Annotated in this window: 10 protein-coding genes; 8 read left to right on the forward strand and 2 right to left on the reverse strand. The window is 67.2% G+C overall.

Annotated features, from left to right (window positions below; all coding sequences use genetic code 11):
* Window positions 1–70 precede the first annotated feature (70 nt).
* From J2T47_RS03435 to J2T47_RS03465, 7 genes are all read left to right on the forward strand, one after another.
* Window positions 71–2,119: a methyl-accepting chemotaxis protein gene (locus J2T47_RS03435; RefSeq protein ID WP_138213109.1), complete on the forward strand. Its 2,049-nt coding sequence runs from the start codon at window positions 71–73 to the stop codon at window positions 2,117–2,119.
* Window positions 2,120–2,181: 62 nt separating this feature from the next.
* Entirely contained in the window at window positions 2,182–3,045 is an 864-nt protein-coding gene (locus J2T47_RS03440; RefSeq protein ID WP_253442407.1) for a protein-glutamate O-methyltransferase, read from the forward strand.
* A gap of 24 nt (window positions 3,046–3,069) precedes the next feature.
* Entirely contained in the window at window positions 3,070–11,490 is an 8,421-nt protein-coding gene (locus J2T47_RS03445; protein ID WP_253442410.1) for an Hpt domain-containing protein, read from the forward strand.
* On the forward strand, window positions 11,483–12,517 hold the full coding sequence (locus J2T47_RS03450) for a chemotaxis protein CheB (protein ID WP_253442412.1): 1,035 nt from the start codon (window positions 11,483–11,485) through the stop codon (window positions 12,515–12,517). Before J2T47_RS03445 ends, J2T47_RS03450 begins: the two co-directional genes overlap by 8 nt.
* A gap of 10 nt (window positions 12,518–12,527) precedes the next feature.
* Window positions 12,528–13,043 (forward strand): chemotaxis protein CheW, encoded by a 516-nt coding sequence (locus J2T47_RS03455; protein ID WP_253442414.1) that lies wholly within the window; start codon window positions 12,528–12,530, stop codon window positions 13,041–13,043.
* Window positions 13,044–13,050: 7 nt separating this feature from the next.
* Window positions 13,051–13,851, forward strand: coding sequence for an AraC family transcriptional regulator (locus J2T47_RS03460; RefSeq protein WP_253442416.1), 801 nt, complete (start codon window positions 13,051–13,053; stop codon window positions 13,849–13,851).
* Window positions 13,852–13,925: 74 nt separating this feature from the next.
* Window positions 13,926–14,537: a LysE family transporter gene (locus tag J2T47_RS03465; protein ID WP_253442418.1), complete on the forward strand. Its 612-nt coding sequence runs from the start codon at window positions 13,926–13,928 to the stop codon at window positions 14,535–14,537.
* 137 nt (window positions 14,538–14,674) lie between these two features.
* On the opposite strand, the gene J2T47_RS03470 is transcribed toward J2T47_RS03465, so the two are convergent.
* Complete coding sequence (locus J2T47_RS03470; RefSeq protein ID WP_253442420.1) at window positions 14,675–15,394, reverse strand: 16S rRNA (uracil(1498)-N(3))-methyltransferase; 720 nt, start codon at window positions 15,392–15,394, stop codon at window positions 14,675–14,677.
* A 78-nt stretch (window positions 15,395–15,472) separates the two neighbouring features.
* Window positions 15,473–16,882, reverse strand: a complete 1,410-nt coding sequence (locus J2T47_RS03475; RefSeq protein ID WP_253442427.1) for an adenosylmethionine--8-amino-7-oxononanoate transaminase — start codon at window positions 16,880–16,882, stop codon at window positions 15,473–15,475.
* Between the two features lie 179 nt (window positions 16,883–17,061).
* On the opposite strand from J2T47_RS03475, the gene J2T47_RS03480 reads away from it, so the two are divergent.
* Window positions 17,062–18,540, forward strand: coding sequence for a flavin monoamine oxidase family protein (locus J2T47_RS03480; RefSeq protein WP_253442429.1), 1,479 nt, complete (start codon window positions 17,062–17,064; stop codon window positions 18,538–18,540).
* Window positions 18,541–18,600 lie beyond the last annotated feature (60 nt).

The following is an 18,600-nucleotide window of genomic DNA, read 5'->3' on the forward strand; positions in this document are numbered from 1 at the left end:
GGGCCGGCATTGCCGGCCCTTGTTGTGACATGGAAACCGTAATCGTGGTGGGTCCAGGCGGGGGCCGAATATGAAAAATATAAAGGCAGGCAGTCTTTTTTCGGGTGCGCGTAGCAGCTCGCTGATCCTCGGACTCTTCGTGGTCCTGATCGTGGCGATCGTCTTGCTGTTCGCCAACTTCGCTTACCTCAACACCCAGGCGAACCACGACAAGCAGTACATCGGCCACGCCGGCGAACTGCGCGTGCTGTCCCAGCGTATCGCCAAGAACGCCACGGAAGCCGCGGCGGGCAAGGCGGAGGCGTTCAAGCTGCTGAAAGAAGCGCGCAACGACTTCGAGAAGCGCTGGAACATCCTCTCCAAGGGTGACGAGACCACCGGCCTGCCGCCGAGCCCGGATTCGGTGCAACCGCAGATGGCGGATGTACAGAAGGACTGGGACACCCTGCGCAAGAATGCCGACTCCATCCTCGCCAGCGAACAGACTGTACTGTCCCTGCACCAGGTAGCTGCGACCCTCGCCGAAACCATCCCGCAGCTGCAGGTGGAGTACGAGGAGGTCGTCGATATCCTGCTGGAAAACGGCGCCCCGGCCGACCAGGTCGCGGTAGCCCAGCGCCAGTCGCTGCTGGCCGAACGTATCCTCGGCTCGGTGAACAAGGTGCTCGCCGGTGACGAGAACTCCGTGCAGGCCGCCGACAGCTTCGGTCGTGACGCCAGCCTCTTCGGCCGCGTACTCAAGGGCATGAAGGAAGGCAACGCGGCGATGAGTATCTCCAAGGTGACCAACGCTGAAGCGGTGGATCGCCTCAACGAGATCGCCGAGCTCTTCGAGTTCGTTTCCGGCTCGGTGGACGAGATCCTCGAGACCTCCCCGGAACTGTTCCAGGTCCGTGAGGCCGCCAACACCATCTTCGGTGGTTCGCAGACCCTGCTGGACAAGGCTTCCAGCCTGGCCAGCGGCTTCGAGAACCTGGCCGAAGGCCGTGTGTTCAACCAGGTCGCCAGCGCCATGCTGGGCATCATCGCCCTGGGCGCGATCATCCTCATCGGCCTGGTGATGGTGCGTGAAACCAACCGCCGGCTGGCCGAGACCGCCGAGAAGAACGAGCGTAACCAGGCGGCGATTCTGCGACTGCTCGACGAAATCGCCGACCTCGCCGACGGTGACCTGACGGTGGCCGCGACGGTAACCGAGGACTTCACCGGTGCGATCGCGGACTCCATCAACTACTCCATCGACCAGCTCCGAGAGCTGGTGGAAACCATCAACCTGACAGCCGTGCAGGTGGCCGCCGCCGCCCAGGAAACCCAGGCCACCGCCATGCACCTGGCCGAGGCTTCCGAGCACCAGGCCCAGGAAATCGCCGGCGCCTCCGCCGCGATCAACGAAATGGCCGTGTCCATTGACCAGGTATCGGCGAACGCCTCCGAGTCCTCGGCGGTAGCGGAACGTTCCGTAGCCATCGCCAACAAGGGCAACGAAGTGGTGCACAACACCATCACCGGCATGGACAACATCCGTGAGCAGATCCAGGACACCTCGAAGCGGATCAAACGCCTCGGTGAATCGTCCCAGGAGATCGGTGACATCGTAAGCCTGATCAACGACATTGCCGACCAGACCAACATCCTTGCACTGAACGCCGCGATCCAGGCGTCCATGGCGGGCGACGCGGGCCGCGGCTTCGCCGTGGTAGCGGACGAAGTACAGCGCCTGGCGGAACGTTCCTCCGCTGCGACCAAGCAGATCGAGGCGCTGGTGAAGACCATTCAGACCGACACCAACGAAGCGGTGATCTCGATGGAACAGACCACCTCCGAGGTGGTGCGCGGTGCCCGCCTGGCGCAGGACGCCGGTGTGTCGCTGGAAGAGATCGAGAAGGTATCCAAGACCCTGGCAGCGTTGATCCAGAACATTTCCAACGCCGCCCGTCAGCAGGCCTCCTCCGCCGGCCACATTTCCAACACCATGAACGTGATCCAGGAGATCACCTCGCAGACCTCCGCTGGTACCACCGCTACCGCGCGCAGCATTGGTAACCTGGCCAAGATGGCCGGCGAGATGCGCCACTCCGTATCCGGCTTCAAACTGCCGGACACCGCCGAACAGGCCTGAGCAGAGGAGGTGCGCTGCTCTTTGCCGGGTAGCGCACGACAATCTTGAGCGAGGGGCGCGACATGCAGGCAAGTGGCGTCTGGTCGTTGCAGCCGTTGGCCGACATGTCGGCCGCGGACTTCCGCGACTGGCAGGCACTGTTGGAAGACCGCACCGGCGTTGTCGTCAACGAGCAGCGCCGTGCCTTCCTGCAGACCAGTCTGGGCGCGCGGATGCGCGAGCTGGGCATTGCCGACTACGGCACCTACTACCGTCAGGTCACCGATGGCCCGCGTGGCGCCGTCGAGTGGTCGAACCTGCTGGATCGTCTCACCGTTCAGGAAACCCGTTTCTTTCGCCACAAGGCATCCTTCGACGTGCTGGAAAGCTTCCTGCTCCAGCGCCTCGGACAGGTCGGCCCGAGCCGGCCGCTGGCCTTGTGGAGTGTCGGCTGTTCCAGCGGCGAGGAGCCTTACTCCCTCGCCATGGTGGCCGCCAAGGTACTGGAAGACGCAGGTCTTGCGCCGCTGTATGGCGTGACCGGCACCGACATCAGCCTCAATGCCCTCAACCGGGCGCGCGAGGCCACGTATGCGGCACGCAAGCTGGAGGATATCGACCCGGAACTGGCCACGCGCTACTTCAGCGCGCAGGATGACGGTCGATACCGTGTGATACCCGATCTCGCCGGGCGCGTCTGTTGCGCGCGGCTGAATGTGCTGGAACTGGCCAAGGCGCCAATGTCCGGCATGGACGTGATTTTTTGCCAGAACCTGCTGATCTATTTCCGCCGCTGGCGGCGGCGGGAAATCCTCAATCGCCTGGCCGAGCGGCTGGCGCCTGGGGGACTGCTGGTGATCGGAGTGGGCGAGGTCGCCGATTGGCACCACCCGCTGCTCGAACCGGTCGCCGATGAGCGCGTTCTGGCCTTTACCCGGAAGGGATGACACAGACACATGAGTGGAGTGGCTATGGGTGATCGGCACGATTATGTCGCCCTGGAATGGGTAAAAGGCGAGATTGCCGAAACGCTCAAGCAGGCGCGGCAAGCCCTCGAATCCTACGTCGAGAATCCCCAGGACCCGACGCGGATGGGCTTTTGCCTGGCCTATATCCACCAGGTACGCGGCACGCTGCAGATGGTGGAATTCTACGGCGCGGCCCTGCTCGCCGAAGAGATGGAGTACCTGACCCAGGCGCTGATCGACGGCACGACCTCCAGCCAGAGCGAAGCGCTGGAAGTGCTGATGCAGGCCATCCTGCAACTGCCGGCGTACCTCGAGCGCATCCAGAGCGCCCGCCGCGACCTGCCGCTGGTGGTCCTGCCGCTGCTCAACGACCTGCGCACCGCCCGTGGCGAGAAGCTGCTGTCGGAAACCAGCCTGTTCTCCCCCGACCTGTCCCGCGAATCCCCGGTATTGCCGGTGGACGCCCTGGCGCGTCTGCGCACCGCCGAACTGCCGGCGCTGCTGCGCAAGCTGCGGCAGATGCTGCAGGTGGCCCTGGTCGGGGTCATCCGCAACCAGGACCTGCCGACCAATCTGGGCTACCTGGCGCGCGTCTTCGCCCGCCTCGAATCCCTGTGCAAGGACGCCCCGCTGGGCCGCCTGTGGGTGATCGCCTCGGCGATGATCGAAGGCCTGGCCAACGGCAGCATCGCCAACGGCACCTCGGTACGTAACCTGCTGCGCCAGGTCGACCGCGAGTTCAAGCGCCTGGTCGACCAGGGCGCCGACGCCATGAACCAGCCGGCGCCGGACGAGCTGATCAAGAACCTGCTGTTCTACGTGGCCAAGGCCTCCGACCAGTCGCCGCGCGTGCGTGCGGTGAAGGACGAGTACCGCCTGGACGACGCCCTGCCGGGCGCGGCCCTGGTGGACGAGGAACGTGCCCGTCTCGCCGGCCCCGACCGCGACGCCATGCGCTCGGTGGTTGGCGCGCTGTGCGAGGAACTGGTGCGGGTCAAGGACAGCCTCGACCTCTTCGTGCGCAGCGACCGCAGCGGCTTCAGCGAACTGGGCAGCCTGCTGGCGCCGCTCAAGCAGATTGCCGACACCCTTGCCGTGCTGGGCTTCGGCCAGCCGCGCAAGGTCATCCTCGACCAGATCGACGTGGTCAGCGCGCTTGCCCATGGCCAGCGCCAGCCCAACGACGCGACCCTGATGGATGTCGCCGGCGCGCTGCTGTATGTCGAGGCCACCCTGGCCGGCATGGTCGGCCCGAGCGAAGAGCCGGGCAGCGAAGAGAACGTACTGCCGACCACCGACGTCGAGCAGATCCACCAGGTGGTGATCAAGGAAGCGCGCAATGGCCTGGAGCTGGCCAAAGACGCGATCATCGAGTTCATCGCCTCGCAGTGGAACCATGAGCACCTGGCCCGCGTGCCGGAGCTGCTGACGCAGGTTCGCGGCGGCCTGGCGATGATCTCCCAGGAACGTGCGGCGAAACTGCTGGAAAACTGCAATCGCTACATCCAGGAACAGCTGCTGGTGCGCCAGGCCGTGCCGGACTGGCACAGCCTGGACACCCTGGCCGACGCCATCACCAGCGTCGAGTACTACCTCGAGCGCCTGTCGGAAGACCACAACACCCAGGGCGACATGATTCTCGACGTGGCCGAGGAGAGCCTGGACAGCCTGGGCTACTCGCTCAAGCCGCGCCCGTCGATCCTCGACACCGAGCCGAGCGCCTTCGCGCCTGCACCTCTGGATAATCCGCTCGACGAGATCGACGTGCTGGCCGCCCAGCCGCTGGCCGAGCCGACCGAATCGGTGCCGGTGGAAGACGTCCCGGAACTGGCTGCGCCGCTGGAAATCGCCGACAGCTTCGAGCCGCAGAGCTTCGAGGCCGCGCCGCTGGAAGAGCCCTCGCCCGAACTGCATTCCGCGCTGGCCGCCACTCAAGCGCCGGCATCGGTCGAGGAATCGACTGTCGAGCTGGCCGATTTAGACGCGCCGCAATCCGTCGCTGAAAGCGATGAGAGCTTCACCTTCGAATCCCTGGCGCCGGTCACCGAGCCGGCTGCCGTGGAAGAACCCGCGCTGCTGGCCGACTTCGACCTCCCGCTGGAGCCCGAAGCCCAGCCCGCCGGCGAAACCGAAGCCAGCTTCACCTTCGAAGCCCTGGAGCTGGACTCCGGCGTGCCTGCGGCCGAGCCGAGCGCCTGGAGCCTGGACGAAAGCGCGGCGCCGGACGTCGAGCCCGTTTCGGCCGAACTGACCGCACCGACTGCCACCCTGGAGCCGGAAAGCCTCAGCTGGGACATCGAACTGGAGCCGGCGGCACCGATCACCGACACCACCCTGGCCGACGAAGGCTGGTCGCTGGATGACAGCCACAAGGCCGACAGCATCGAGTTCAGCCTCGACACGCTGGAGCAGGCGCCCGCGCAACCGCTGGCCGACGAGCTCAGCTGGAGCCTGGACGACGCCGCCCCGCTGGCCGAAGCGCCGCGCCTCGACGAGCCGGCCCAGGCGGAGCCTGCCGCAGCCGAACAGTCCTGGGAAACCCTGGACCTGACCGGCGCGCCGAGTGAAGCCCCGGCAACCCCGGAACTGCTCGAAGACTTTGCCAGCCTGCCGTCGCTGGAGGTCGCTGCGGCCCCGGTGGACGAGCTGACCTGGGACATGGAAGCGCTTACCCCGGCCGGCGAGAAGCCCGCCGAGGAAGACTGGTTCAGCGTCGACCTGAGCCAGCCGGCCGCCGAATCGCCCGCGCCTTCCCTGGAGCTGGACGAGCACTTCGCCAGCCTGGAAACGCTCGAACCCGCGCCGCTGGAATCCCTGGATGAGCTGAGCTTCGATGCCCCGCCGGCCACTGGCGAGCAGCCAGCGCCGGAAGCCTCGCTGGTCAGCGACGACAACTGGACCCTGGGTGAGCTGAGCGAACCCACCGCGCTGGAGGCCGGTGTCGACTTCAGCCTCGATGCACCGCTGCAGCTCGAACCGCTGGAGTCCCTGGCCGAAGTCGAAACCCCTGCTTTCCAGGCCGAAGCCTGGAGCGACGAAAACATCGCCGACCTGGACCTGCCGGAAGTCGAGCTGCCCAGCCCGCCGGTCGAGCCCGAGCCGGTCGCCGAGGCACCGGCCAGGCCGCTGTCCCTGGCCGAAGTCATGGCGGCTCCGGTCCAGGCGATCAACCCGCCTGCCCAGGACGTTCCGCCCAGCCTGCTGCCGCCGCCCGCCGACGAAGAGCCGATCGACGAAGAGCTGCGCGAAGTCTTCATCGAAGAAGCCGGTGAAGTGCTGGAAACCATCGGTGAGCACCTGCCGACCTGGCTGGCCAGCACCGACGACCGTGACTCGCTGACCGAAATCCGCCGCGCCTTCCACACCCTCAAGGGCAGTGGCCGGATGGTCCGTGCGCTGGTGATCGGCGAGCTCGCCTGGTCCATCGAGAACCTGCTCAACCGCGTGCTCGACCGCAGCATTGCCGCCTCGCCTGCCGTGCTGCAGGTGGTCCAGGACGTGGTCGCGCTGATGCCCGAACTGGTCGAGGAATACGCCGCCAGCGCCCAGCGCCAGCGCGACGACGTCGACCGCCTGGCTGCCACCGCCCACGCCCTGGCCAAGGGTCAGCCGGTGCCGCCGCCCGGTGGCGGGCTGCCGGAGTCGGCGCCGCAGGTCGAGGACATCACCCCTGAACTGGCGGATGTCGAGGAGATTGCAGCGCAAGCGGCCAACGAGGGCCTCGACGGAAGCCTCGACCCGCAACTGCTGGAGATCTTCCGCAACGAAGCCGAAGCCCATCTGGAAACCCTGGTCGGCTTCCTCGCCGACTGTGCGCAGCAGCTGCCGCAGCCGGTGACCGATGACCTGCAGCGCGCCCTGCACACGCTCAAGGGCAGCGCGCACATGGCCGGCATCCTGCCGATCGCCGAAATCGCCACGCCGCTGGAGCGGCTGGTGAAGGAATTCAAGACCAACCTGCTGCAGGTCGACCTGCGCGAGGCCGAGCTGCTGCATGCCGCTGAAGGCCTGTTCCGCGTCGGTCTCGACCAGCTCGTCCAGGGCCGCCCGCTGGCGCCCATCGAGGGCAGCCCGGAACTGCTGGCGCGCATCGCGCAGATCCACCAGGAGCGCCTGGAGGCTGCCGAAGCCAAGCGTCGCGGCGACAGCGGCGAGGGCAGCGGCAACGACCCGCACCTGATCGGCATGTTCCTCGCCGAGGGCATGGACATCCTGCTCGACGCCGAAGACCTGCTGCGCCGCTGGCGCGAGCACCCGCAGGAGCGCCACGAGCTGGGCGCCCTCTACGACGAGCTGGAAACCCTCAGCCGTGGCGCGCAGATGGCCGAGCTGCCGCAGATGGCGGAACTCGCCGACGCGCTGCTGGCGGTCTACGGCGCTGTGCGCCAGGGTCGCCTGGAAACCGGCGATGCCTTCTTCTCCGCCGCCGAAACCGCCCACGAGGCGCTGATCGGCATGATGGACCAGGTGGCTGCGGCCCTGCAGGTCAGCGCCCGCCCGGAGCAGGTCGAAGCGCTGCATCGCCTGCTGGATGCACCCGCCGCCACAGCGGAAGAGCCCGCTAGCGCTCTGCAGGACGCCCCGGAGATCGAGTTCGTCGACCTGGAGAGCCTCACCTCCGAAGACTTCCCGGCCGAGGACGAGGAGTTCCTCCTGGGCGGCCGCCCGGTGGACGACGACAACCTGCCCGACGGCCTGAGCTGGTCGCCGCGCAACGACAATGACGGCGCCCCGCGCGGCGCCGCTGACGATGATGACGATGACGTCATCACCGCCGAGACCCCGCATGCGCACCAGGCTCCGCAGCAACCGCCGCGGGCATTGGACGAGGAAATGGTGGCGATCTTCCTCGAAGAGGCGGTGGACATCCTGGACAACGCCGGCCAGGCGCTGGACCAGTGGCTGGCCTCGCCCGAAGGCCTCGCTGCACTCTCGACCCTGCAACGCGACCTGCACACCCTCAAGGGTGGCGCGCGCATGGCGGAAATCCGCGAGATTGGCGATCTCTCCCATGAACTCGAATCGCTCTACGAAGGCCTGCTGGACCATCGCTTCCAGCACAGCCAGCCGCTGGGCGACCTGCTGCGCACCTGCCACGACCGTCTGGCGACCCAGCTCGATCAGCTGCAGGCCAGCCAGGTGCTGGCCGACCCGGCCGACCTGGTGCAGACCATCCGCACCTTCCGCCAGAACCCGGCCGCCGGCCTGAACCTGCCGCAAGCCCTGGCTGCGCAGCAGGACGCCGTGGCCGAGCAGGACGAAACCCTCGAGCTGCCGCCCGTCATCGAGGACGACATCGAGCTGGAGCTGCCCGCCGAGGCAGAACCGCAAGCTGAAGTGGCGGAGGAACTCGAGGTAGCTGACCTGGGCGCCCTCGAGCCGGAAGAAAATGATTCTGCCGTCGAGACAGAGCAGGAGCTGGAGGCCTCGGCGCAGGACCTCGATCTGCAGACCTTCCTCGAAGCTGCCGAAGCCGAGGCTGCCGAGCTGTCGCAGGATGAGCCGCAGCCAGCCGGGCCGGACCTCGTCGAACCGCTCGCTGCTGCTCCTGTGGCCTCGGGCGTCCAGGACAGCGAGTACGAGCTGGACGAAGACCGCGACCAGGAACTGGTGGAAATCTTCCTCGAGGAAGGTTTCGACATCCTCGAAAGCTCCTCCGGTGCCCTGCACCGCTGGATGGAAAATCCCGACAACAGCGTCGAGCTGGAAGCGCTGCAACGCGACCTGCACACCCTCAAGGGCGGCGCGCGGATGGCCGAGATCCGCCCCATCGGCGATCTCTCCCACGAACTGGAATTCCTCTACGAAGGCCTCTGTGGCGGGCGCCTGCGCGCCAGCCCGACACTCTTCGAGCTGCTGCAGCGCTGCCATGACCGTCTCGCCGAGATGCTCGAGGCGGTCCAGCAGCATCGCCGGATTCCGGGAGGTGAATCGCTGATCGACGCGATCCACCGATTTCGTGCCAATCCCGAAGAACAACTGAGTATCCCCAGCAGCGTCAGCCTGCACGCGATCAGTTCCGCCCATGCCGCGCCGGAAGGCCCGGAAGCCGACATCCTGGATATCTTCCTGGAAGAGGCCGACGACCTGCTCGAGGCCATGGAGCAGGCCCTGGGCCGCTGGGACGCCGAACGCGAGAACGGTGCGCTCGACGAACTGCTGCGCATCCTCCACACCCTCAAGGGCGGTGCGCGCCTGGCTGGCCAGACCAGCCTCGGCGACCTGGCCCATGACCTCGAGCAGCACCTGAGCGAAGCCCAGCAGCAGGGCGCGCCCTGGCCGGAAAGCCTGTTGATGGACGCGCAGTCCGGCTTCGAAGGCCTGCAGGCCGAAGTCGACCAGCTGCGTCTGCACCTGGGTGAAGTCGAGAGCGCCGAAAGCCAGCAGGAAGATATCGCCGAGGAACCGGTGGCCGAACAGCCAGCCCCGGTCAACCTGCCGGTACTGCCCGAAGCCATCATGGCCGCGGCCGTGCCGCAGCGCATCGATGCGCCGGTGGTGCTGCCCTTCGTCCGCCGTGCCCAGGAAGCCGCCCAGGAAGCCGCCGCGCGCCGCGCGCCGCAGGAACTGGTGAAGGTGCCCGCGCAACTGCTCGAAGGCCTGGTCAACCTGGCCGGTGAGACCTCGATCTTCCGCGGTCGCGTCGAGCAGCAGGTGAGCGACGTCGGTTCGACCCTCGGCGAGATGGACGCCACCATCGAGCGGGTACGCGACCAGCTGCGCCGCCTCGACACCGAAACCCAGGCGCAGATCCTTTCGCGCCACCAAGCCGACGCCGAGCGCGCCGGCTACGAAGAATTCGACCCGCTGGAAATGGACCGCTACTCGCAGCTGCAGCAGCTTTCGCGTGCACTGTTCGAGTCCGCTTCCGACTTGTTCGACCTGAAAGAAACCCTCGCAGCCAAGAACCGCGACGCCGAGACCCTGCTGCTGCAACAGGCGCGGGTCAATACCGAGCTGCAGGAAGGCCTGATGCGCACCCGCATGGTGCCGTTCGACCGCCTGGTGCCGCGCCTGCGCCGGATCGTCCGCCAGGTGGCGGGTGAGCTGGGCAAGCAGGTCGAGTTCGTGGTCAGCAACGCCGAAGGCGAGATGGACCGTACCGTGCTCGAACGCATCGTCGCGCCGCTGGAGCACATGCTGCGCAACGCGGTCGACCACGGCATCGAGTCCGGCGAGGCGCGCCGCATCGCCGGCAAGGCCGAGCAGGGCACCATCCGCCTGACCCTGGGCCGCGAGGGTGGCGACATCCTCCTGACCCTCGCCGACGATGGCGCCGGCATCCGCCTCGAAGCAGTGCGCCGCAAGGCCATCGAACGCGGCCTGATGGCCGACGACAGCGAGCTGAACGACCACGAAGTGCTGCAGTTCATCCTCGAGGCCGGCTTCAGTACCGCCGAGAAGGTCACGCAGATTTCCGGCCGTGGCGTGGGCATGGACGTGGTGAACTCCGAGGTGAAACAGCTCGGCGGTTCCATGAGCATTCACTCCAGCGTCGGCGAAGGCACCCGGTTCGACATCCGCCTGCCGTTCACCGTGTCGGTGAACCGTGCGCTGATGGTGCTCTCCGGCGAGGACCTCTACGCCCTGCCGCTGAACACCATCGAAGGTATCGTGCGGGTCTCCCCGTACGAGCTGGAAGCCCTCTACGAGCAGGCTGCCGCCGACGAGACCGGCGCCGCGCCGAGCTTCGAATACGCGGGCCAGAGCTATGAACTGAAATACCTGGGCGACCTGCTCAACAACGGCCAGCATCCCAAGCTGGTCGGGCAGTCGCTGCCGTTGCCGGTGATCCTCGTGCGCTCGGCGGACCACGCCGTGGCAGTGCAGGTGGATGCCCTGGCAGGCTCGCGGGAAATCGTGGTGAAGAGCCTCGGTGCGCAGTTCGCCGGCGTCAGCGGCATCTCCGGCGCGACCATCCTCGGTGACGGGCGCGTGGTGGTGATTCTCGACCTGCTGGCGACCATCCGCGTGCTCCATGCGCAGCATGTCCAGCACGCCCCGCGCCGCCAGCTGGCCGGCCCGGCCGCCGCGGAAATCGAGCACCAGCGCCCGACCCTGGTCATGGTGGTGGACGACTCGGTCACCGTGCGCAAGGTCACCAGCCGCCTGCTGGAGCGCAACGGCATGAACGTGCTCACCGCCAAGGACGGGGTGGACGCCATCGCCCAGCTGCAGGAACACAAGCCCGACATCATGCTGCTGGACATCGAGATGCCGCGCATGGACGGCTTCGAGGTGGCCACCCTGGTGCGCCACGATGAACAGCTGAAGGACCTGCCGATCATCATGATTACCTCCCGTACCGGCGAGAAGCACCGTGACCGTGCCCTGGCCATCGGCGTCAACCAGTACCTGGGCAAGCCGTACCAGGAATCCGAGCTGCTGGAGAACATCCACAAGCTGGTGCAGGCCCATGTCTGAGCAGAGCACGCCGCGGATCGCGGTGATCGCCGATACCTCGCTGCAGCGTCATGTGCTGGCGCAGGCCCTGGCCGGCCATGGCTACCAGGTGGTACTCAACGCCGACCCGGCACGCCTTGAAAGCGAGCAGCTGGACGCCTGCGAGACCGACCTGTGGCTGGTCGACCTGGCGCAACAGGAAGATTCGCCGCTGGTGGACAACCTGCTGGAACAGTCGCGGGTCCCCGTGCTGTTCGGCGAAGGCCATGCTCCGGAGCGGCACTCCGAACATTACCCGCGCTGGGAACGCCGTCTGGTGTCCAAGTTGCGCAAGCTGGTGGGCGACCCCAGCGCTGGCGTTGGCCGCAGCCTGGCTGCGCTGCTCGACGAAGCACAGCGTCCGACCCGCGTGGCGCTGCCCGACGACCTCGCGGCCTCGCCGCTCAAGGCCGGTGAACCGGCGGCGCAGGTCTGGCTGCTGGCCGCCTCGCTGGGTGGTCCGGCGGCCGTGAAGACTTTCCTCGATGCACTGCCCGGCGGCCTGCCGGTGGGCTTCCTGTATGCCCAGCACATCGACGCTTCCTTCGAGGCCAACCTGCCGCAAGCGGTTGGCCGCCACAGCCAGTGGCACGTCAACAGCGTGCGCGACGGCGACCCGGTGCGCTGCGGCGAAGTGGTGGTGGTGCCGATCTCCCGCGAACTGGGCTTCGACGGCTCGGCACGCATGCGCGTGGAGGATCGCAGCTGGCCGGAGCCCTACAGCCCGTCCATCGACCAGATGATGCTCAACCTCGCCCAGCAGTACGGCGATCGTTGTGGCGTGATCGTGTTCAGCGGCATGTGCAGCGATGGCAGCGCCGCCGCGGCCTACGTGCGCCGCCAGGGCGCGCCGATCTGGACCCAGCGCGCCGACAGCTGCGCCTGTTCCAGCATGCCCGACAGCCTGCGCGAAGGCGGCTACAGCACCCTTTCCGGCGACCCGCGCGAACTCGCGGCGGCGCTGGTCAATCATCTCGCCGAACAATGCGTCGGCGTAGTCACGCAGTGAGATCGGACCGATGAGTGATCTTCCCGTCGCCAATGCCGGCGTTGCCACTGGCGCTGTTGCCCATGGTGCCGCGGCCAACACCGCCCCCAGCAGCCTGACCGCGCTGCTGGTGCCGCTGGCCGACCGCAACCTGCTGCTGCCCAACGTGGCGGTGGCCGAGCTGATCACCTACCGTGCCCCGCACCCGGTGGACGGCCTGCCGTCCTGGTACCTGGGCCAGGTGGCCTGGCGTGACCTGCGGCTGCCGTTGCTGTCCTTCGAGGCGGCCTCCGACGGCCAGGCCGAAGTCAGCCCCGGCGCGCGGGTGATCGTGGTCAACGCCCTGGGCGGACGGCCCAACGTGAAGTTCTTTGCCCTGCTGGTGCAGGGCATCCCGCGCTCGGTAAAGGTCGGCAGCGACCTCAAGCGCGCCGATGTGTCGCTGGCGCCGCTGGAGCTGGACGCGGTGGACCTGGGCGACGCCCAGGCGCGCATCCCCGACCTGGCCGCGCTGGAGCAGAAGCTGGCCGACTCCGGCCTGATCTGAGTCCGCCATGAGCGCTGGCCTGCGCCTTGTCCAGTTGGGGGAGCAGCCCGGCTTCGAGGTCGCCGGCGCCACCCTCGGCGGCCACCGTTTCGAGCGCCACAGCCACGACGAATTCGTCATCAGCGCCAACCTGCGCGGCGAGGAAAGCGTGTGGTTGGATGGCCGCACCTTCGACGCCGGCCCTGGCGCCATCACCACCTACAACCCCGGACAGATCCAGGGCGGTGGTGTTGCCGAAGGCCAGCCGTGGCAATTCGTCAGCCTCTACGTCGCGCCAGAGCAGCTGGCCGCGATGCTCGGCCTGCAGCGCCTGGAATTCGAGCGCCCCAGCGACCGCCAGCCGATGCTGGCTGCTGCCATGGCCGACGCCGTCGAGCGTGTGCTGGGTGATGACTCTTTCGTTCGCCAACGCGGCGAGGAGCGCCTGACGCTGCTGCTGGCCGAGATCGCACGCGCCATGGGCGTACGCCTGCCGCAAGAAGCCAGCGAGAACGGCGGTCGGATTGCCGATCTGCAGGACTGGCTGGCCGCCGATCTGGCGCGACAACCCAGCCTCGACGAAATGGCGGCCTACATTGGCCTGTCGCGCTTCCACCTGCTGCGCAGCTTCCAGAAGCGGGTGGGCCTGAGCCCGCGGCAGTGGGCCATGCAGCTGCGCACCCGGCGCGCCCAGGCCTTGCTGCGCGTGGGCCTGCCGGCCACCGAAGTGGCGCATGAACTGGGCTTTGCCGACCAGAGTCACCTGAACCGGCACTTCCGCGCGGCCTACGGTGTGTCGCCGGGCCACTTCCAGCGCGCCCTGCGCTGAGCAATCCGGTTCAAGTGCAGCCGCTTTGGCCCAGGCACAATCACGCCATCGCTTGGTTGATCGAGAGCTGACCCATGACCCTGTTCTTTGCCGCGCTGCTGTTCGGCATCGTCTTTTGCCTGTCCCCCGGCGCAGTCCTCGCGGAAACCCTGCGCCGCGGCCTGAAGGGCGGTTTCCGCCCGGCGCTGCTGGTGCAGTTCGGCTCGCTGATCGGTGACGCGGTATGGGCGCTGATCGGCCTCACCGGGCTCGCGCTGCTGCTGGGGCACGAGACCCTGCGCCTGCCGCTGACCCTGGCCAGCGCGGCCTACCTGGCCTGGCTCGGCGTACAGAGCCTGCGCGATGCCCGTGAGGTCGGCGTAATGGAGGAGGGCGACAGCGGCGAGCATCACGCCGGGGCCTTTGCTTCCGGGGCCATGCTGTCGCTGTCGAACCCGAAGAACATCGTCTACTGGGGCGCGCTGGGCGGCGCCATGGCCGGCCTGGTGGACGGCGTGCCGTCGCTGGCGGATTCGCTGGTGTTCTTCGCCGGCTTCATGACCGCCTCGGTGCTCTGCTGCTTCCTTTGCGCGGCACTGGTGGACTGGCTGCGGCGCAATGCCTCGCCGCGCTGGCACCGGGTCAGCCATGCGCTGTGCGGTGTGGTCCTGCTGGTGCTGGCGGGGTTGGCATTGCGGGGGATCTGATCCGCCGGATGCTTCAGAGCACAGGCGGTTCGCGAGCAAGCTCGCTCCTACAGCCAGCCGGAGGGCTCGGTGCGCTTTTCGTAGGGCCGAGGGGGACGCCTGGTTCTTGCTCGCGAACCCGCCCTACGCCGAAGCGCTTAGAAATCGCCCCAAAGCTGCTGCGCCACACTCAGCGCCACCACCGGAGCAGTCTCGGTGCGCAGCACGCGCGGGCCGAGGCGAGCAGCGTGGAATCCGGCGCTCTTGGCCTGCTCCACTTCCGCATCGCTCAAGCCGCCTTCCGGGCCGATCAGGAAAGCCAGGCTGGACGGCTTGTCATGGCTGGTCAGCGGTTCGGCTACCGGGTGCAGCACCAGCTTGAGTTGCGCCTCGCAGCTCGCCAGCCATTCGCCGAGGGTGACCGGCGCGTTGAGCACCGGCAGCACCGAGCGGCCGCATTGTTCGCAGGCGCTGATCGCCACCTGGCGCCAGTGGGCCATGCGCTTGTCGGCGCGTTCGTCCTTCAGGCGCACTTCGCAGCGTTCGCTGACGACCGGGGTGATCTCGCTGGCGCCCAGTTCGGTGGCCTTCTGGATTGCCCAGTCCATGCGCTCGCCACGGGACAGGCCCTGTCCCAGATGGGTGTGCAGCGGCGATTCGGCCTGGCCGTCGAAGGCTTCGCGCAATTCCACGCGGACGTTCTTCTTGCCCACTTCGATCAGCTCGCCCAGGTACTCGCGGCCCGAGCCGTCGAACAGCTGCACGGCGTCGCCGGCCGTGTGCCGCAGCACGCGGCCGATGTAGTGGGCCTGGGCTTCGGGCAGCTCGTGCTGGCCGAGGGAGAGCGGGGCGTCGATGAAAAAGCGGGAGAGGCGCATGGTCAAGGATTCAGGCAGCAGGCGACAGGCTGGCCAGTGTATCGCCTGCAGCCTGTCGCCTGAAGCCTGCCGCGGCTATCAGCCCGGATCGCGATGCTCGGGGAAGCGCTCGCTGACCGCCACGCTCACGCTCACGCTGTCGCGGGTGGCGATGTCGATGCCTTCGCTGGCGACCTCGGCGAGGAAGTCGATCTGCTCGGGGGTGATGATGTACGGCGGCAGGAAGTACACCACGCTGCCCAGCGGGCGCAGCAGCGCGCCGCGCTCCAGGCCGTGCTGGAAGACCTTCAGGCCGCGACGTTCCTGCCACGGGTAGGGCGTCCTGCTGGCCTTGTCCTGGACCATCTCGATGGCGAGGATCATGCCGGTCTGGCGGATTTCCGAGACGTGCGGGTGGTCGGCCAGGTGCGCGGTGGCGCTGGCCATCCTCGCCGCCAGGGCCTTGTTGGCCTCGATGACGTTGTCCTGCTCGAAGATGTCCAGGGTCGCCAGCGCGGCGGCGCAGGCCAGCGGGTTGCCGGTGTAGGTGTGCGAATGGAGGAAGGCGCGCAGGGTGGCGTAGTCGTCGTAGAAGGCCTGGTAGACCTTGTCGGTGGTGAGCACCGCGCTCATCGCCAGGTAGCCGCCGGTCAGCGCCTTGGACAGGACGAGGAAGTCCGGGGTGATGCCAGCCTGTTCGCAGGCGAACATCGTGCCGGTACGGCCGAAGCCGACGGCGATCTCGTCGTGGATCAGGTGTACGCCGTAGCGGTCGCAGGCCTCGCGCAACAGCTTGAGGTAGACCGGGTGGTACATGCGCATGCCGCCGGCGCCCTGCACCAGCGGCTCGACAATCACTGCCGCCACTTCTTTATGGTGCTGCTCCAGTGCCTGCTCCATGGCGGCGAACATCGTCCGCGAGTGTTCCTCCCAGCTCACGCCTTCGGGGCGCAGGTAGCAGTCGGGGGTCGGCACCTTGATGGTGTCCATCAGCAGCGACTTGTAGGTCTCGGTGAACAGCGCCACGTCGCCCACCGACATCGCCGCCACGGTTTCGCCGTGGTAGCTGTTGGTCAGGGTGATGAAGCGCTTCTTCTCCGGCTGGCCGAGGTTGTGCCAGTAGTGGTAGCTCATCTTCAGCGCCACTTCGATGCCGGCCGAGCCGCTGTCGGCGTAGAACACGCGGGAGAAGCCGGCCGGCGCCAGGCGCAGCAGGCGCTCGGACAGCTCGATCACCGGTTGGTGGCTGAAGCCGGCGAGGATCACGTGCTCCAGCTGGTCCACCTGGTCCTTGATGCGCTGGTTGATGCGCGGGTTGGCGTGGCCGAAGACGTTGACCCACCAGGAGCTGACCGCGTCCATGTAGCGCTTGCCTTCGAAGTCCTCCAGCCAGATGCCCTCGCCACGGCGGATCGGGATCACCGGCAGGCGTTCGTGGTCTTTCATCTGGGTGCAGGGGTGCCACAGCACCTCGAGATCGCGCTGCATCCACTCGGCATTCAGGCCCATGGCGGTACTCCTCTTCGTCACTGTCGCTCGCTCAGGTCGGGCAAGCCTATGCAATGCACCTGAGATGAACAAGGACACGTCCTACGACACATGCCGTACGCAGCCGACCAACACGGCTATTCGGCATTCGGGCGCTCACGTATGCTTCGCGCCTTTGCACTTTTCTGGGGATCTGGTCGATGAAGATGGGATGGCTGCGCGCTGCCGCGTTGGTCGCTCTGGGGGCGTTCAGCGCAGTGGCGCTGGGCAAGGACAAACAACCGACGGCCATCGTGATCGGTGGCGGTCTCGCCGGCCTCTCCTCGGCCTATGAGCTGCAGCAGGCGGGCTGGCAGGTCACCCTGCTGGAAGCCAAGCCGCAGGTGGGTGGGCGTTCGGGCCTGGCCACCAGCGAGTGGATCGGCAACAACAAGGTCCAGCCGACGCTCAATGGCTACCTGAGCACCCTCAAGGTGACCTCGGTGCCGGCTCCTGATTTCGTCCGTACCCCGAGCTACCTGATCGACGGCCTCTACTACACCAGCGCCGACCTGAAGGCCAAGATGCCCGCCGTCGCCGCTGACCTGGAGCGCTTCGAGAAGTCCCTGGACGACCTCTCGGCATCCATCGACGATCCGCTCAATCCGCTGGCGACCAAGACCACCCAGGCCCTGGACGCGCTGACCGTGGCCCGCTGGCTGGACAAGCTGAACCTGTCGCCGGTCGCGCGCCTGCTGGTCAACCAGCGCATCCGCTCGCACTACGAAGAGCCCTCGCGCCTGTCGCTGCTGTACTTCGCCCAGCAGGGTCGGGTCTACCGCAACGTCGATGACCGCGACATGCGTGCCTCGCGCCTGCCCGGTGGCAGTCAGGTGCTGGCCCAGGCCTTCGCCAAGCAGCTCAAGACCATCAAGACCAACGCCAAGGTCACCGGCATCACCCAGGACAAGGACGGCGTGACCGTCAAGGTCGGCGCCACCGGCTACACCGCCGACTACGTGGTGCTGAGCGTCCCGCTGGCGGCTGTTGGCAAGATCCCGATGACCCCCGGCCTGACCGCGCCGCAGCAGTCCTCGATCACCAACATGCCGTACGCCTGGCGCGACCAGATCCTGATGAAGTTCAAGAGCCCGGTATGGGACGACAAGTCGCGCCTGTCCGGCGAGATCTTCAGTGACCAGGGCCTGGGCATGATCTGGGTAGAACCGGCGGTGAAGGGCGGCGCCAACGTGCTGATCAACCTGTCCGGCGACAATGCCCGCGTCATGCAGGCTTTCGGCGACCGTCAGGTGCTGGAGCAGGTGCTGATCCGCATGAACAAGTTCTACCCGAAGATGCGCGGCGCCTATTCCGGCTATGAAATGCGCCGCTACAGCACCGACGCCGGTACCGGTGGCTCCTACGTGACCTACGGCCCGGGCGACGTCACCAACTTCTGGCGCGTCTGGGAGCGCCCGGTGGGCCGCGTGGTGTTCGCCGGCGAGCACACCGATGCGCTGTACCCGGGCACCATCGAAGGCGCCCTGCGCAGCGGCAAGCGCGCGGCAAGCCAGGTGCGCGACCTGCAGTCGGGCAAGGCCCCGGTACTGGAAGCCAAGGCTCCGGCCCCGGCTGCCAGCGACAAGCCGGCCGATGCCAAGGGCGAGAAGAAGGGCATCATGTCCTGGCTGCCGTTCTGATCGAACCTGCTCTACCCAGACAATGCCGGCGAAAGCCGGCATTGTCGTTTCTGGCTCTGG

Origin of the sequence: Pseudomonas nitroreducens, assembly GCF_024170165.1 — a bacterium.
Taxonomy (GTDB): Bacteria; Pseudomonadota; Gammaproteobacteria; order Pseudomonadales; family Pseudomonadaceae; genus Pseudomonas; species Pseudomonas nitroreducens_C.